This window comes from Mesorhizobium sp. M1322 (assembly GCF_040318085.1).
Taxonomy (GTDB): Bacteria; Pseudomonadota; Alphaproteobacteria; order Rhizobiales; family Rhizobiaceae; genus Mesorhizobium.
Genome location: NZ_JAMYLP010000080.1, coordinates 1 through 17249, shown reverse-complemented (window position 1 = coordinate 17249; position 17249 = coordinate 1). Strand labels below are relative to the sequence as shown.

Annotated in this window: 16 protein-coding genes and 1 tRNA gene; 16 read left to right on the top strand and 1 reads right to left on the bottom strand. The window is 60.5% G+C overall.

From position 1 onward, the window contains the following. The first annotated feature begins 39 nt into the window (after positions 1–39). The 14 genes from NKH12_RS23685 (at position 40) to glpK (ending at position 15745) form a co-directional block, all read left to right on the top strand. Positions 40–1452: a circularly permuted type 2 ATP-grasp protein gene (locus NKH12_RS23685; protein WP_352955369.1), complete on the top strand. Its 1413-nt coding sequence runs from the start codon at positions 40–42 to the stop codon at positions 1450–1452. Between the two features lie 21 nt (positions 1453–1473). After that, positions 1474–2415, top strand: a complete 942-nt coding sequence (locus NKH12_RS23680; protein WP_352955368.1) for an alpha-E domain-containing protein — start codon at positions 1474–1476, stop codon at positions 2413–2415. 60 nt (positions 2416–2475) lie between these two features. Next, positions 2476–3270 (top strand): transglutaminase family protein, encoded by a 795-nt coding sequence (locus NKH12_RS23675; protein ID WP_352955367.1) that lies wholly within the window; start codon positions 2476–2478, stop codon positions 3268–3270. A 32-nt stretch (positions 3271–3302) separates the two neighbouring features. Next, positions 3303–4034, top strand: coding sequence for a proteasome-type protease (locus NKH12_RS23670; protein ID WP_352955366.1), 732 nt, complete (start codon positions 3303–3305; stop codon positions 4032–4034). A gap of 55 nt (positions 4035–4089) precedes the next feature. Continuing rightward, positions 4090–5502: a pyridoxal phosphate-dependent decarboxylase family protein gene (locus NKH12_RS23665; RefSeq protein WP_352955365.1), complete on the top strand. Its 1413-nt coding sequence runs from the start codon at positions 4090–4092 to the stop codon at positions 5500–5502. Positions 5503–5626: 124 nt separating this feature from the next. After that, positions 5627–6394 carry a DeoR/GlpR family DNA-binding transcription regulator gene (locus NKH12_RS23660; RefSeq protein WP_352955364.1) on the top strand — a complete coding sequence of 256 codons (768 nt, stop codon included), beginning with the start codon at positions 5627–5629 and terminating at the stop codon, positions 6392–6394. A 124-nt stretch (positions 6395–6518) separates the two neighbouring features. Next, complete coding sequence (gene glpD / locus NKH12_RS23655; RefSeq protein WP_352955363.1) at positions 6519–8045, top strand: glycerol-3-phosphate dehydrogenase; 1527 nt, start codon at positions 6519–6521, stop codon at positions 8043–8045. A gap of 28 nt (positions 8046–8073) precedes the next feature. Beyond that, on the top strand, positions 8074–9156 hold the full coding sequence (locus tag NKH12_RS23650; protein ID WP_352955362.1) for an ABC transporter ATP-binding protein: 1083 nt from the start codon (positions 8074–8076) through the stop codon (positions 9154–9156). Between the two features lie 12 nt (positions 9157–9168). Further along, complete coding sequence (locus NKH12_RS23645; RefSeq protein ID WP_352955361.1) at positions 9169–10239, top strand: ABC transporter ATP-binding protein; 1071 nt, start codon at positions 9169–9171, stop codon at positions 10237–10239. Between the two features lie 5 nt (positions 10240–10244). Continuing rightward, positions 10245–11111 carry a carbohydrate ABC transporter permease gene (locus NKH12_RS23640; protein ID WP_352955360.1) on the top strand — a complete coding sequence of 289 codons (867 nt, stop codon included), beginning with the start codon at positions 10245–10247 and terminating at the stop codon, positions 11109–11111. Between the two features lie 112 nt (positions 11112–11223). Beyond that, positions 11224–12042, top strand: coding sequence for a carbohydrate ABC transporter permease (locus NKH12_RS23635; protein WP_065007668.1), 819 nt, complete (start codon positions 11224–11226; stop codon positions 12040–12042). A 27-nt stretch (positions 12043–12069) separates the two neighbouring features. Further along, positions 12070–12351, top strand: coding sequence for a DUF2160 domain-containing protein (locus NKH12_RS23630; RefSeq protein ID WP_352955359.1), 282 nt, complete (start codon positions 12070–12072; stop codon positions 12349–12351). Positions 12352–12423: 72 nt separating this feature from the next. Then, positions 12424–14166 (top strand): ABC transporter substrate-binding protein, encoded by a 1743-nt coding sequence (locus tag NKH12_RS23625; RefSeq protein ID WP_352955358.1) that lies wholly within the window; start codon positions 12424–12426, stop codon positions 14164–14166. Positions 14167–14251: 85 nt separating this feature from the next. Beyond that, positions 14252–15745 carry a glycerol kinase GlpK gene (gene glpK, locus NKH12_RS23620; protein WP_352955357.1) on the top strand — a complete coding sequence of 498 codons (1494 nt, stop codon included), beginning with the start codon at positions 14252–14254 and terminating at the stop codon, positions 15743–15745. Between the two features lie 76 nt (positions 15746–15821). Here glpK and NKH12_RS23615 read toward each other — a convergent pair whose 3' ends face one another. Further along, positions 15822–16352, bottom strand: coding sequence for a BA14K family protein (locus NKH12_RS23615; protein ID WP_352955356.1), 531 nt, complete (start codon positions 16350–16352; stop codon positions 15822–15824). Between NKH12_RS23615 and NKH12_RS23610 the strand changes: the two genes are divergently transcribed. Then, entirely contained in the window at positions 16339–16515 is a 177-nt protein-coding gene (locus NKH12_RS23610; RefSeq protein ID WP_352955355.1) for a hypothetical protein, read from the top strand. The two genes, NKH12_RS23615 and NKH12_RS23610, sit on opposite strands and share 14 nt — an antisense overlap. 61 nt (positions 16516–16576) lie before the next feature. After that, positions 16577–16652 (top strand) — tRNA-Lys (locus tag NKH12_RS23605). Positions 16653–17249: the final 597 nt, after the last annotated feature.

Genomic DNA, 17249 nt, shown 5'->3' with positions numbered 1-17249 from the left:
CGTGACGCCAGTGAAATGGCCTCACAGGGGAGTATGCGATTGGCAGCGTTCGACGAAATGCTTCCGGAAATCTCCGGATTGAGAAAACCGTATTCGGCTTACGATCGCTGGCTGAAGGAGCAGGATCCGGCCAGGCTTACCGAAAAGATGCAGGACGCCGAACGCGTCTTTCGCAAGACCGGCATCACCTTTGCCGTCTATGGCGAGCAGGAAGCCTCGGAACGCCTGATTCCCTTCGATATCGTTCCGCGCATCATATCCGGCAATGAATGGCGACGGCTGACGCAAGGCATCGAGCAGCGCGTGCAGGCGCTGAACGCGTTTCTCGACGACATCTATCATCGCCAGGAGATCTTGCGAGCCGGGCGCGTCCCCAAGGAATTGATCGCCAAGAACGAGGCATTCCTGCCGGAGATGATCGGCGTGCGGCCGCCGGCCGGCGTCTACACCCACATCATCGGCGTCGATATCGTGCGCATCAGCGAGAACGAGTTCTACGTGCTGGAGGACAATGCGCGCACGCCGTCCGGCGTCTCCTACATGCTGGAGAACCGCGAGACGATGATGCAGCTCTTTCCCGAGCTGTTCCAGCAGATCAAGGTGCGGCCGGTGGAAAACTATCCGCAGCTCTTGCGCCAGTCGCTGGCGGCGGTGCGGCCGCAAAGCACCAAGGGCGCGCCGACCATCGCCGTGCTGACGCCGGGCAGCTTTAACTCCGCCTATTTCGAACATGCCTTCCTTGCCGACCAGATGGGCGTGCAGCTTGTTGAGGGGCAGGATCTGCGCGTCGTCGATGGCCACGTCGCTATGCGCACGACCGAAGGCTACAAGCAGATCGACGTGCTTTATCGAAGGGTGGACGATTCTTTCCTCGATCCGCTGACCTTCCGTCCGGACTCGGCACTTGGCGTGCCGGGCATCATGGATGTCTACCGCGCCGGCAACATCACCATCGCCAATGCGCCGGGAACCGGCATTGCCGACGACAAGGCGATCTATTCCTATATGCCCGAGATCGTCGAATTCTACACCGGCCGCAAGGCGATCCTCGGCAACATCCCGACCTGGCGCTGCTCGGAGCCGGACAGCCTGAAATACGTGCTCGAACATATCGACGAGCTGGTGGTGAAGGAGGTGCACGGGTCCGGCGGCTACGGCATGCTGGTCGGGCCGGCGGCGACCAAGAAGGAATGCGAGGATTTTTCCAAGAAACTCGCGGCAAAACCGTCGAACTACATCGCCCAGCCAACGCTGGCGCTGTCGACCTGTCCGATCCTGACCGACAAAGGGCTGGCGCCGCGCCATGTCGACCTCAGGCCCTACGTGCTGGTTTCCGACCGCATCCAGATCGTGCCGGGCGGGCTGACGCGCGTGGCGCTGAAGGAAGGCTCGCTGGTGGTCAACTCATCGCAGGGCGGCGGCACCAAGGACACGTGGGTGCTGGATGATTAATTTTCATTTGAAGGTTTTTTGATGCTTTTAGGCCGCACCGCCAACGGGCTCTACTGGATGAACCGCTACATCGAGCGGGCGGAAAACATGGCGCGGCTGGTCGATGCCGGGCTGCGCATGGCGCTGACCCGCACCCAGAACGCCTCCGAAGAGTGGAATTCGGTGCTGCTCAGCGCCGGTTCGGACGCTGCCTTCACGCAGAAATATTCCGACTATACCGCCGCCAACGTCGCGGATTTCCTGCTGCGCGACACATCGAACCCGTCGAGCACGATGGCGTCGATCGAGACGGCCCGCAACAACGCGCGCATGGTGCGTACCGCCCTGACACGCGAAACCTGGGAAAGCATCAACGAGGCCTGGATGTCGCTGAAGCGCATGCTGGCCAAGCCGATCGACGAACGCGATCTGCCCAGCGTGCTCGACGCGATCAAGCGCGAAACGGCGCTGATCCGCGGTTCGTTCTACGGCACCATGCTGCGCAACGAGATCTTCGATTTCTCGCAGCTCGGCACCTATGTCGAACGCGCCGACAACACGGCACGCATCCTGGACGTGAAATACTACGTGCTGTTGCCGTCGATCTCGTGGGTCGGCTCGACGCTCGACAATTATCAGTGGGAATCGATCCTACGTTCGGTGTCGGCGCACCGCTCCTATCGCTGGGTGTACGAGGCCGACTACAAGCCGAGCAACATTGCCGACTATCTGATCCTCAACGTTCGCATGCCGCGCTCGCTGACCTTCTGTTATCGTTTCCTGACGGAGCATCTCAGATTCCTGGGCGACGATTATGGCGAGCGCCATGCCTGTCATGTGACAGCCGGCAAGACCCAGGCCATGCTGGCGGCCGGCTCGATCAAGGACATATTCGACGCCGGCCTGCATGAATTCCTGGCCAATTTCATCCGCGACAACATCAGGCTCGGCGACGAGATCGCGCAGGACTACAGGTTTTATTGAGTAGATCCCGGAACGTGAAAGCCGGTTTCCGGAAAAGATCATGTTTAGGGGACGAGAGCAATGCGGCTGAAGATCACCCACCGGACCGAATACCGATACGATACGCCGGTGCACTATCTGTTGCAGCGGCTGCGGCTGCTTCCGGTCAGCGGATCGACGCAGACCGTTTTGTCCTGGGCACTGAAGATCGAAGGGGCACGCGAGGAAGTGTGCTTCACTGACCATTTCGGCAACGATACGCGGCTGTTGAGCGTCGAAGGTGACCGCGATTTCATCACAGTCGAGGCATCAGGCGAGGTGGTGACACGCGACACCGCTGGCGTCTCCGGGCCACATCAGGGTTTCGCGCCGCTCTGGCTGTTTGGCCATGAAACCCCGTTGACCACGATCGGCAGCGGCATTCGCGAACTCGCGGCCTCGGTCGGCGAGGGGACCGATATCGAAAGGCTGCACCGGCTGATGGCCGTGATCGGCGAGCGCATCGCCTATACGCCGGGCACCACCAGCGCGGCGACCCCGGCCGAGGAAGCGCTGGCGCTCAAAACCGGCGTCTGCCAGGATCACAGCCACATCTTTGCCGCTGCCGCGCGCGCTATGGGGTTTCCGGCCCGCTACGTCAGCGGCTATTTGATGATGGATGCGACGATCGAGCAGGCGGCAAGCCATGCATGGGCCGAGGCGCATGTTGGGGGCCTCGGTTGGGTCGCGTTCGACGTCGCCAACGGCATTTCGCCCGACGAACGCTATGTAAAGGTGGCGACCGGCCGTGATTACCGCGACGCCACGCCCGTATCAGGAATTCGGCTGGGACAAGCGGAAGAACAGCTTGCGGTCACCGTCACCGTGGAGCAGTAATCCCCGGCAAGATTTGCTGCCAAAGAGATTCGATGACCTATTGCGTCGGCCTGAAGATCGAACGTGGGCTCGTGTTCATGTCTGACACGCGTACCAATGCCGGCATGGATTCGATCTCGACCTTCAAGAAGATGCATGTCTGGGAGGAGCCGGGCGAGCGCGTCATCGTGCTGATGTCGGCCGGCAATCTGGCGACGACGCAGGCCGTCGTCAGTTTGCTCGACGAACGCACCAAGGCGGTGGCCGATCGCCACGCCACGCTGCTTGAAACGCCTTCTATGTACCAGACGGTACGGATGGTCGGCGACACCGTCAAGGAAGTCATCGCCAGTTCGTCACCGGCGGGCGAAAAGGCCGATTCCTATTTCAATGCCTCCTTTATCCTCGGCGGCCAGATCAAGGGCAGCGCGCCGCGGCTGTTCATGATCTATCCGGAAGGCAATTTCATCGAATCGACCGACGACACGCCGTTTTTCCAGATCGGCGAGACCAAATACGGCAAGCCGATCATCATCCGCGCCTATGAAAAGACGATGAGTTTCGCCGAGACGGTGAAACTGCTGTTGGTGTCGTTCGACTCGACGCTGAAATCGAACCTGTCGGTCGGTCTGCCGCTCGACCTGCTGTTCTACGAAAAGGACGCCTTCAAGGTCAGCCTGAAGAAGCGGATAGCCCAGGACGATCAATATTATCGCACGATCTCGGACGGCTGGTCGAACGCGCTGAAGACCGCTTTCGCGAGCCTGCCCGATTTTCCCGAATGAAAGCCTCCGTTTTTCGTGCTCTTTGATAGCTGGGCTCGATGCGACGGAGAGGAAAATGAATAGCGACGAATTCCGGGAATGGTCGCTGTACGCGGCCGAATGGGGTGCCGACTACAGGAGCACACTTCGCGAAAGGCCGGTTCGGCCGCTTGTCGAACCGGGCGAAATCTCTAGAAGCATCGATGTCACGCCGCCGGAAGAAGGCGAAACGATGCAGGCAATCTTCGCCGACTTCGAGCAAAAAATCCTGCCGGGCATGACGCATTGGCAGCATCCCCGCTTCTTCGCCTATTTCCCGGCCAACGCCGCACCGGTCTCGGTGGTGGCCGAATATCTGGTCTCGGTGATGGCCGCGCAATGCATGCTCTGGCAGACCTCGCCGGCAGCGACCGAACTTGAGACGCGCGTCGTCGACTGGATGCGGCAGGCGCTTGGGCTGCCGGAAGGCTTTTCCGGCGTCATGCAGGATTCGGCATCATCGGCGACGCTGGCCGCCGTTCTGACCATGCGCGAGCGCGCGCTCGACTGGCAGGGCAACAAGAAGGGCCTGCAAGGCCAGCCGATACTGCGCATCTATTCTTCCGACCAGGTCCATACTTCCATCGACCGGGCGATCTGGGTCTCGGGCATTGGAGAGGACAATCTCGTGCGTATTCCGGTTGCCGGCCGCCTTCGCGCCATGGATGTCACAGCCCTCGAAGCGGCGATCGTCGCCGACCGGGATGCGGGCATGCTGCCGGCCGGCATCATCGCTTGTGTCGGCGGCACCAGCACCGGCGGCACCGATGACATCGCCGACGTCGCCGCTGTGGCAAAGCGGTACGGGCTCTATCTGCATGTCGATGCCGCCTGGGCCGGATCGGCGATGATATGTCCGGAATACCGGCATTTCTGGGCGGGCGCGGAGCAGGCGGATTCCATCGTCTTCAACCCGCACAAATGGCTGGGCGCGCAGTTCGACTGCTCGGTACAGTTCATCCGCCGGCCGGAAGACCTGGTGCGGACGCTCGCCATCAAGCCGGATTACTTGAAAACACACGGGCGCGACGGCATCGTCAACTATTCCGAATGGTCGGTGCCGCTCGGGCGGCGCTTTCGCGCACTGAAACTGTGGTTCCTGCTGCGCGCCCACGGGCTGGAAAATCTGAGAACCATGATCCGCAATCATGTCGCCTGGAGCGAAGGCCTTGCCGCGCGGCTGGCCAAGGAACCGGATTTCGAGATCGTCACGGAACCGATGCTGTCGCTGTTCTCGTTCCGGCATCTGTCGGCGGCCGGCATTGATTCGGACGAACACAATCTGTGGCTGGTCAACGCGATCAATGACGATGGCCACATCTACCTGACACAGACACGAGTGGACGGGCAGGTCGCGATCCGCTTTCAGGTCGGTCAATTCGAGACGACGGCGGCGGATGTCGACACCGCTTTCGAGGTCGTCACTGAAATCGCACGCGGGCTGGCTTGAATTGGTCGGCAAAGTGCGCCGAGGTTTGTCTTTGGAACGCATGTAATTTCGTTAGCCGGCTTATGCCTTTTCATCACTTTCGTTTTCCGTTATAGACAAGAAAAACGAAAACGGGAGGTCCCCAATGTATCTGTCGCCGCGTCATTCCGAAATCATCCAGATGGCCAAGGACAATGGCCGCGTGCTGGTCGACGATCTGGCAACGCATTTCAACGTGACGCCGCAGACCATCCGCAAGGACCTTAACGATTTGTGCGACCAGCGGCTGCTTTCCCGTATCCATGGCGGGGCGCTGTTTCCGTCCGGCATCGAGAACATGGAGTATGAAGCGAGGCGCAAGATCGCTGCCGAGGAGAAAGAGGCGATCGGCCGCGCAGCAGCCAGGTTGATCCCGGACAATGCCTCGCTGTTCATCAATATCGGCACCACGACGGAGTCGGTCAGCAAGGCGCTTCTCGATCATGTCGGTTTGATGGTCATCACCAATAATATCAATGTTGCCAATAGGATGCGCATATATCCTTCCATCGAAGTTGTTATTGCCGGCGGCGTTGTGCGTGGTTCCGACGGGGGCGTGGTCGGCGAGGCGGCGGTCGATTTCATCAGGCAGTTCAAAGTCGACTACGCGGTGATTGGCGCCTCGGCGATCGACCATGACGGCGCGCTGCTCGATTTCGATTTTCGTGAAGTGAAGGTGGCGCAGGCGATTATCGCCAATGCAAGGCATGTCATCCTCGTTTCCGACCAGACCAAGTTCGAGCGTACGGCGCCGGTCCGCATCGGCCATCTGTCGCAGGTCAACACCTTCATCACCGACCGCTGCGACATCCCGTCGGTGCGCAAGATCTGCCAGGAGGCAGAGGTTCAACTGATCGAAACGTCGCTCTCCTAGGGTTGCCGTTGCGGCAACTGCCGCTGTTTATATTTCGTTTGACATTCGTTCCTATTTCGAAATAATCCCACTACGGTTTCGTAAAAACCTAAAAATGCTGCAATGCGAAATCCGGAGGACTATTGTGGGCGCACCCCCGATCCATGACATCTTCGTCATCGGTGGCGGAATCAACGGCTGCGGCATCGCCCGCGATGCGGTTGGGCGCGGCTTCTCGGTCTTCCTCGCCGAAATGAACGATCTGGCCAGCGGAACCTCCTCCGGCTCGACCAAACTGATCCATGGCGGCTTGCGCTATCTCGAGTTCTACGAGTTCCGCCTGGTGCGCGAAGCGCTGATGGAGCGCGAGATCCTCTGGAAGAACGCGCCGCACATCATCTGGCCGATGCGCTTCGTGCTGCCTTATGCCAAGGGCCTGCGTCCGGCCTGGCTGATCAGGCTCGGCCTTTTCCTTTACGACCACATTGGCGGGCGCAAATTGCTGCCAGCGACCAAGACGCTGGACATGGCAAAGGACCCAGCCGGCAAGCCGCTGAAGCCGTTGTTTCGAAAGGCCTTCGAATATTCCGATGGCTGGGTCAACGATGCGCGGCTGGTAACCCTGAACGCCCGCGATGCCGCCGATCGCGGCGCAACGATTCGAACCCGCACGAAAGTCATCAGCGCACGCCGTGAAGGCGGGCTTTGGGCGGTCAGGCTGGAGAACACGCAGACTGGGGACGCCGAGGAGGTCAAGGCGCGGCTTTTGGTCAACGCTGCCGGTCCATGGGTCGACCACGTGCTGTCCGCTACGGTCGGCTTGAACGACGTGCACAATGTCCGGCTGGTACAGGGCAGCCATATCGTCATCGGCAAGAAGTTCGACGATCCGCGCGCCTATTTCTTCCAGAACAAGGATGGCCGCATCATCTTTGCCATCCCTTACGAGGAAGAGTTCACGCTGATCGGCACCACCGACCAGGACTATTCTGGCGACCCGCATGACGTGAAGATCAGCGATGCCGAGGTCGACTATCTCTGTGCTGCGGCGAGCGAATATTTCGCGAAACCGGTCAGCCGTTCGGACATCGTCTGGACCTATTCCGCCGTGCGCCCGCTTTATGACGACGGCGCCTCGAAGGCGCAGGAAGCGACCCGTGATTATGTGCTGAAGACCGACGGCGGCGAGGGCACGGCGCCGATCGTCAACACTTTCGGCGGCAAGATCACCACCTATCGCCGGCTGTCGGAATCGATGCTCGAGAAAATCGAGGGTTTTCTCGGCAAGCGCGGCAAGCCGTGGACGGCGAACGCGCCGCTCCCGGGCGGCGATTTCCCGGCGAGCGGGTTCGACGCCGAAGTGGCGAATTTGAAAGCGGCATATCCGTTCCTCGACGCTCGTCTGGCGCGCCGCCTGACCCGCCTCTACGGGACTCGCGTAAGGATGCTGCTGGGCCTCGCCAGGTCGAATGCCGACCTTGGCCGCAACTTTGGCGCCGATCTCTACGAGGCCGAGGTGCGCTACCTCGTTCAGAATGAATGGGCGATGACGGCCGAAGATGTATTGTGGCGCAGGACCAAGCGCGGCCTGTATCTGAGCCGCGAGCAGGCAGCAGCGCTCGACGAATTCATGCGCGGGATAAGCCGGCGCCATGTCGCGGCTGCCGAATAGTCATGCAGAAAGCCTGGGAGGAGGCATCATGCTGGAACTGAGAAACGTGACGAAGACGGTCGGCGCGGCGGAGCATATACGCGACGTGTCGCTGACGCTTCAGCACGGCTCGCTCAACGTCCTTCTCGGGCCGACGCTTGCCGGCAAGACCAGCCTGATGCGGCTGATGGCCGGTCTTGATGTGCCGACATCCGGCTCGGTCTGGTTCGATGGCAAGGATGTCACCGGCATCCCGGTGCAGAAGCGCAATGTCGCCATGGTCTACCAGCAGTTCATCAACTATCCGGCGATGACCGTTTACGAGAACATCGCCTCGCCGCTGAGGGTGGCCGGGACCGAGCGGGCAAAGATCGACAAGGAGGTGCGCAATGCCGCAGCCCTTCTCAAGCTGACGCCTTATCTCGATCGCACCCCGCTCAGCCTCTCCGGCGGCCAGCAGCAGCGCACCGCGCTGGCGCGCGCTATCGTCAAGAACGCCAGCCTGGTGCTGCTCGACGAGCCGCTCGCTAAGCTCGACTATAAGCTGCGCGAGGAGCTGCGTGCGGAATTGCCGAAAATCTTCGCCGCGACCGGTACCATCTTCGTCTACGCCACGACGGAGCCGCACGAAGCCTTGCTGCTTGGCGGCAACACGGCGACGCTTTCCGAAGGCCGCATCACTCAGTTCGGCCCGACCATCGACGTCTTCCGCAGGCCGAACGACCTCGTCACGGCCAAGACATTCGCCGATCCGCCGCTCAACACGATCGTGCTGAAGAAGAGCGGTTCGAGCTTCCTTCTTGATGGTGGGGTGAACCTCCCGGTGCCGGTCGAGCTCGTCGGTATTGCCGATACGAGCTACACGATCGGCTTCCAGCCCCACCATCTCTCTCTTGCTCGACCGAGCCCGTCGGCGGTTCCGGTGAGAGCCAAGGTGTCGGTTACCGAAATCACCGGTTCTGAAAGTTTTGTGCATCTCGATTTCGCCGACGTCCGCTGGGTGATGCTGGAGCACGGCATCCTGGTGTTCGAGCCGGACCAGACCATCGAGGTATTCATCGATCCGCGGCACATCATGGTGTTCGACGCGAACGGCCGCTCGGCCGCTCCGCCACAGATGCTGGCGGCTTGAGGGAGAGGGCACATGGCGCGCATCGACTGCAATCACATCCGCCACGCCTACGGGCCGCATCCGAAGTCGGACAAGGACTATGCGCTGAAGGAGGTGCATCACGCCTTCGAGGATGGCGGCGCCTATGCACTGCTCGGGCCATCTGGCTGCGGCAAGACCACGCTGCTCAACATCATTTCCGGCCTGTTGTATCCGTCGCACGGCGAGCTTCTGTTCGACGGCAAGGACGTGACCAATCTGTCGACGCAGGAGCGCAACATCGCGCAGGTGTTCCAGTTCCCGGTCATCTACGATACCATGACCGTCTACGACAATCTGGCGTTTCCGCTGCGCAACCGCGGCGTTCCGGAACCTGACGTCGACCGTAAGGTGCGCGAAACGCTGGAAATGACCGGTCTGGCCGATATGGCCAAAAGAAAGGCGCGGGGTCTGACTGCCGATCAGAAGCAGAAGATCTCGCTCGGACGCGGGCTGGTGCGCTCTGACGTGAACGCGATCCTGTTCGACGAGCCGCTGACCGTCATCGACCCGCATATGAAGTGGGTGCTGCGCTCGCAGTTGAAGCAGCTGCACAGGCGCTTCGGTTTCACCATGGTCTATGTCACGCATGACCAGACCGAGGCGCTCACCTTCGCCGAAAACGTCGTCGTCATGTATGAGGGCGAAGTTGTGCAGATCGGCTCTCCCGCCGAGCTGTTCGAGCGTCCCAAGCATACATTCGTCGGCTATTTCATCGGCTCGCCGGGCATGAACGTCATGCCGGTCGCGGTCGAAGGCAGGAGCGCGCGGCTCGGCAGCCAGACGATCGAATTGCCGGGCGCGCCAAAGGCTGGAACCACAGGCGTGATCGAGCTCGGCATCCGCCCCGAATATATCAGGCTTGGCGATAGCGGCATGCCGGTTTCAATCCGGAAGGTCGAGGATATCGGCCGACACAAGGTGGTGCGCGCCAGTTTCGAAGGCCGCGACATAGCGGCGATCGTCGGCGAGGACGAGGACATTCCTGCCGACCCGAAGATCGCTTTCGACCCGGCCGGCATCAACATCTATGCCGATTCCTGGCGCGTCGAGATGGGAGGCTGAACTCCATGGATAAGACGTGGAACAACAAGGCGTGGTTCATGGTGCTGCCGGTGTTGGTGGTGGTGGCGTTCAACGCAATCATCCCGCTGATGACGGTGGTCAACTATTCAGTTCAGGAGACGTTCGGAAACAACCTATTCTTCTTTGAAGGCGTTAAGTGGTTCCAGGAAGTGCTTAATTCGCCGCGCTTCCACGCATCGCTCCTGCGCCAGTTTGCCTTCACCGGGTTAATCCTGCTGATCGAGGTGCCGCTAGGCGTGGCGGTGGCGCTTGCCATGCCGCGTTCCGGCCCATGGGTCGCGGTCTGCCTGGTGTTGATGTCGCTGCCGTTGCTGATCCCATGGAACGTCGTCGGCGCTATGTGGAACATCTTTGCGCTGCCGGACATCGGGCTGCTCGGCTATGTTATCAACGCGATGGGCATTAGCTACAATTTCACCAGCCAGCCGCTGTCGGCCTGGTTCACCGTCGTCCTGATGGACGTATGGCATTGGACCTCGCTGGTGGTGCTGCTTGCCTATGCAGGCCTCGTCTCGATACCCGACGCCTACTATCAGGCTGCAAAGATTGACGGTGCATCACGCTGGTCGGTGTTCCGCTTTATCCAGCTGCCCAAGATGAAGCGCGTGCTGACCATTGCCATGCTGCTGCGGTTCATGGATTCCTTCATGGTCTACACTGAACCGTTCGTACTGACAGGCGGGGGACCGGGCAATGCCACGACCTTCCTGTCGATCGATCTTGTCAAGGCAGCGCTCGGCGAATTCAATCTCGGAATCGCGGCGGCCATGAGCATCATCTACTTCCTGATGACGCTGCTGGTGTCGTGGCTTTTCTACACCCTGATGACCCAATCCGAAGCGGAGGGCTGAGATGACATCAGTGAAGGAAGGCCTTGGGGATAAAAGGGGCGACGTTTTGATGCGAGAGCAGACAACGCCGCCAGCGGCATCGAATGCGGCGGGTCTCCAGTCGGCGAGCGTAATGAGCGGACGCGGCCGGGAGGCGCGCTTCCTTTGGCTCGTGCCGACGGTCTACATCATCTTCCTGATGCTGCCGATCTACTGGCTGCTCAACATGTCGTTCAAGACGACAAACGAAATCCTCGGCGGCTTTTCATTGTGGCCACGCAGTTTCACGGTGGCGAGCTATGTCGAGATCCTCACCAACCCCGTTTGGTACAATGGCTACATCAGCTCCATCAGCTATGTATTTATCAACACTGCGATTTCGGTCAGCGTGGCGCTGCCCGCTGCCTATGCCTTCTCGCGCTACCGCTTCCTTGGGGACAAGCACCTGTTCTTCTGGCTGCTGACCAACCGCATGGCGCCGCCGGCGGTTTTCGCGCTGCCGTTTTACCAGCTCTACTCGGCCATCAATCTCTTCGACACGCCATGGGCCGTTGCGCTGGCGCACTGCCTGTTCAACATACCGCTCGCAGTGTGGATTCTCGAAGGCTTCATGTCCGGCGTGCCGAAGGAGATCGACGAGACGGCCTTCATAGACGGCTATTCCTGGCCGCGGTTCTTCGTGAAGATTTTCATGCCGCTGATCGCTTCCGGCATCGGTGTCACGGCGTTCTTCTGCTTCATGTTCTCTTGGGTCGAGCTGTTGCTCGCCAAGACGCTGACATCTGTCGCCGCGAAGCCGATCGCCGCCGTGATGACCCGGACGGCGAGCACATCGGGCTACGAACTCGGATTGCTGGCGGCCGCCGGCGTGCTCACCATCGTTCCGGGCGCGATCGTCATCTGGTTCGTCCGGAACTATATCGCCAAGGGGTTTGCGCTCGGCCGCGTCTAGCGGCGGCGCAGGGAAGGAGTAAAGACGATGGATCTGTCATGGATGGCCTGGACTTGGCAGACCGCCACCTTCTTCGGCGTGATCCTGCTTCTTCTGGTCGGGATGACCGTGTGGGAGTGGGCCAGTCCTGGCGGAGCGCCGCGCCATGGCATTCTCGGCCTCGATACTACGCGTGGCGACCGACTGTTCATTTCGCTGCTAGGCAGCGCCTACATCCATCTCGCTTGGCTGGGTCTTGTCGGACCCAACCTGTGGTGGGCACTCGCCCTCTCGATCGTCTACGCATTCGGCGTTTTTCGATTCGTCTAGGGGGAGAAACTGTTGGAGCGGCCGCGCAACGACCGCTCCGATCGCACTTGAAACCGAAATGGGAGGAACCTCATGCGACGTCACCTACTAACATCGACAACGGCCCTAGTCCTGCTGCTCGGGGCCAGCCAGGCCTATGCAGGCATGGACGAAGCCAAGACATTCCTTGACACGGAAATCAATGGTCTTTCGACCCTCGATCGCTCGGCTCAGGAAGCCGAAATGCAATGGTTTGTCGATGCCGCGAAACCCTTCGCCGGCATGGAAGTCAACGTGCTGTCGGAAGGTATCCCGACACACACCTATGAATCGACCGTGCTCACCAAGGCGTTCGAGGCGATCACCGGCATCAAGGTCAACCACCAGATCCTCGGCGAGGGCGAAGTCGTCCAGGCCGTGCAGACGCAGATGCAGACCAACCGCAACCTTTATGACGCTTATGTCAACGACAGCGACCTGATCGGCACCCATTCGCGGCTGCAGCTTGCCGTGAATCTCACCGATTTCATGGCCGGCGAGGGCAAGGATGTCACCCTTCCGACGCTCGATCTCGAAGACTTCATTGGCATCAAGTTCACGACCGGCCCGGACGGCAAGCTCTACCAGCTCCCGGACCAGCAGTTCGCCAACCTCTACTGGTTCCGCAAGGACTGGTTCGACAAGCCGGAACTCAAGGAAAAGTTCAAGGCCAAGTATGGCTACGATCTCGGCGTCCCGGTGAACTGGTCCGCCTACGAGGATATCGCCGAATTCTTCTCCAAGGACGTGAAGGAAATCGACGGCGTTCAGGTCTTCGGACACATGGACTACGGCAAGCGCGCACCCGATCTTGGTTGGCGCATGACTGACGCGTGGCTGTCCATGGCCGGTACCGGCAGCCCCGGCGAGCCGAATGGCATCCCGATCGACGAATGGGGCATTCGCATGGAGGCGGGCACCTGCAATCCGGTCGGCGCGAGCGTTTCGCGTGGTGGCGAGGCGAATGGTCCGGCGTCGGTCTATGCCATCGCAAAGTGGGACGAGTGGCTGCGCAACTTTGCGCCTCCTGGAGCAGCGAGCTACGATTTCTACCAGTCGCTGCCCGCGCTGAGCCAAGGCAACGTGGCCCAGCAGATCTTCTGGTACACGGCTTTCCTCGCCGACATGGTGAAGCCCAAGTCGGAAGGCAACAACACGGTCGATGATGAGGGCAATTTGTTGTGGCGCATGGCCCCGTCGCCGCACGGCCCGTACTGGAAGGAAGGGCAGAAGATCGGCTATCAGGACGTGGGCTCTTGGACGATCCTGAAATCGACTCCGACCGATCGTGCCAAGGCCGCCTGGCTTTATGCGCAGTTCGTCGTGTCGAAGACCGTGTCTTTGAAGAAGTCCCATGTCGGGCTCACTCTGATCCGCGATTCCGACATTCGGCATCAGTCGTTTACCGATCGTGCGCCCAAACTCGGCGGCTGGGTGGAGTTCTACCGCTCTCCAGACCGGGTCGCCTGGTCGCCGACCGGCATCAACGTGCCCGACTACCCCAAGCTCGCCCAGATCTGGTGGCAGCAGATCGGCGACGTGAACTCCGGGGCGTTCACGCCGCAGCAGGCGATGGACCGCCTCGCTGAGGAAATGGACATCACGATGGCCCGCATGCAGGCCGCCGACGAATCCGCCAAGGTCTACGGCGGCTGTGGTCCGCGACTCAACGAGCCGAAAGATCCGGCCGAATGGTTGGGCAAGCCGAACGGTCCTAAGGCCAAACTCGAGAACGAGAAGCCGAAGGGCGAGACCATCGTCTATGAGGAACTGATCAAGCGCTGGACCACCCAGTAGGCTTGCCGAACGCGAAAGCGGAAAGAGGCTACCAGGGAGGCGGCGCGAGCCGTCTCCCTTCTTTGCGAATGATGGGGGAGACAGCATGACCGGATACATCCTCGCAATCGACCAGGGAACGACATCGAGCCGGGCGATCTTGTTCGATCCCGAAATGAAGGTCGTCGGCAGTGGGCAGAAAGAATTCACCCAGCATTATCCGGCTTCCGGCTGGGTCGAGCACGATCCCGAGGAAATCTGGTCGAGCGTCGTGGCGACGGTGAAGGCTGCGCTGAAGAGCGCCGGCCGCGATGCGTCGGATGTCGCGGCGATCGGCATCACCAACCAGCGCGAGACCGTCGTTATCTGGGACAGGGCGACCGGCAAGCCGATCCACAACGCGATTGTCTGGCAGGACCGCCGCACCGCGCCGCTGTGCCAGAAATTGAAGAAGCAGGGGCTGGAGAAGAAATTCACCAGAAAGACCGGCCTGCTGCTCGATCCCTATTTCTCCGGCACCAAGATCGCCTGGATGCTGAACAAGGTGAAGGGCGCCAGAAAACGCGCCGAGAAGGGCGAATTGCTGGCCGGCACCGTCGACAGCTTTCTGATCTGGCGGCTGACCGGCGGCAAGGTTCACGCCACCGACGCCACCAATGCCTCGCGAACGCTGGTCTATAACATCGAAAAGAACGCCTGGGACGACGAGCTTCTGGCCATTCTCGGCATACCGGAAAAAATGCTGCCGCAGGTGAAGGATTGCGCTGACGACTATGGAATCACAGAAAAAAGCCTGTTCGGCGCAGAGATAAAGATCCTCGGTGTGGCTGGCGACCAGCACGCGGCGACCATCGGCCAGGCCTGTTTCGAGCCGGGCATGATGAAGTCCACTTATGGCACCGGCTGCTTCGCGCTGCTCAACACCGGCAGCGATCTGGTGCGCTCGAAGAACCGGCTGTTGACCACCATTGCCTACAGGCTGAACGGCAAGACTACTTACGCGCTGGAAGGGTCGATCTTCATTGCAGGTGCTGCCGTCCAGTGGCTGCGCGACGGCATCAAGGTGATCGGCAAGGCCGAGCAGAGCGGCGTGCTGGCGGCGAGCGCCGACCCAACTCAAGAAGTGTACCTAGTGCCGGCTTTCGTCGGGCTTGGCGCGCCGCATTGGGACGCCGAGGCGCGCGGCGCCATCTTCGGGTTGACCCGCAATTCGGGGCCGGCGGAATTTGCCCGTGCCGCACTCGAATCCGTTGCGTTCCAGACGCGCGACCTGCTCGACTCAATGCGCAAGGACTGGAAGGGCGCGTCAGCGAAGACCGTGCTTCGCGTCGACGGCGGCATGGTGGCGTCGGACTGGACAATGCAGCGGCTGGCCGACGTCCTCGATGCGCCGGTCGACCGCCCGACGATCCTGGAGACGACCGCACTCGGCGCAGCCTGGCTGGCCGGCTCGAAGGCGGGAGTCTGGCCGAAGACAGGGGAATTCGCCAAGAGCTGGGCGCTCGAACGGCGGTTTCAGCCGGATATGAATGTTTCGGTCCGTTCCGCAAAGCTCGCCGGCTGGCGCGATGCCGTGCGCAGGACGCTGAGCACGCTGTAGATTCGCGCACAAAAAAGCCTACGCCGTTGCCGGCGCAGGCTCTTCATCGACTCTTATTCAACTCTGCCCAAGGTTATCAATAGGGCGAGATGCACTGCCGGCGGGGTCCGTAGTAGGGCTGATACGTGTTGTCATATGCCCGGTAAGATCTGTAGCGGCTGTAGCACCACTCCGCGTGTAAATCGCCCCGATAGATGCGGCGGGGCTGATTGTTGATGATCGCGCCGGTGATCAGCGCCCCAGTAGCGAAGGCAGCCAGCGGGAACCAGTAGTCGCCGTGACGGCGATAGCCGCGACGCCAACTGCGATAGCCGCGGTGGCCGCGCCAATACCTGCCGTCGTCACCGGCGAAATCGCGACGGCGGAAATCGCGACGGAAATCACGGCGGAAATCGCGACGGAACTCACGGCGGAAATCGCGGCGGGAAAAATCGCGATCGCCGTCGAAACTACGCCTCCACCGCCAGTGATCGACGGTCTGGACATCCGACGAGACATTCTGGCCTAGCGGCACATAGGTTGGCTGGGCGTTGACGGACACGATTTCTGCTACAACGAATGACGCAGACAGCGCGGTCGCCAGCAAGCCCGACATGATCCTGTTCATGATCTTCTCCTTGAAAGCGTCGTCCCTTGTAGCGACAAAAACGGGCAAGTTGCCCAATTGTTCCGCCCAAAATAGCAAGCTGCTGATTTGCAACGCGTCTCGGCTGCGTGAAAGCCACTCCGGCTTTGCCGAAGCGGTTTGCGAGGCCTCTTTTTCCGGTTGACCGTTCGAGACACTCTCCCTATGTTCCGCGCAATTTCGAGGGCGGCATTCTGAGCCCGCGGGAGCGCGTAGCTCAGCCGGTAGAGCAACTGACTTTTAATCAGTAGGTCCAGGGTTCGAATCCCTGCGCGCTCACCATTGTTTCATTGAAAATTCAATTACTTGTCGATGGAGCGAAGCCAGGACCTGTGCGGCTGCAAAAGCCTCACTCCTGTTCGGGCGTCAGATGGCTCCCCGCCGGAAGACGATAGCACAGCGGTATTCTCCTAGCCGCCCGCCCCATCGTCCATCATTGTATTGGGCAATGCCTCATAGGCCATGCTGCATAACTGAGAACGCGGACAATCTTTTACGATGAGCATCGGCGCCACTGTAAGAATCGCGGCGACCAGGATTGCAGGCAAAGATTGATGGCTCCCGCCCGCCTGCCGCGCGGTCAGGCTGCCCAGAAGCGTTCTGGTCGCACTTGCGAAGGGCGATATATACCCCGTCCGGAAAACTCAGCATGCTGAGTTCGCTAGACCATTGCAGGGCCAGCACAACGCTCAGCCCCGCCCAAAGAAGGGCGGTCGCACGAGTGAACATTGCCTGCTTGCCTATCGGTCAGATCGCTCATGGGATCACTGCCGCGATAGATGCATTAGTGTCCGATCCAAAAAGGAGTGAGTGATTTCAGCAGGTTGTGATTCTGTCGGATTGCTGAGATTCGACGGAGATCACGATGCCTTGGACCGA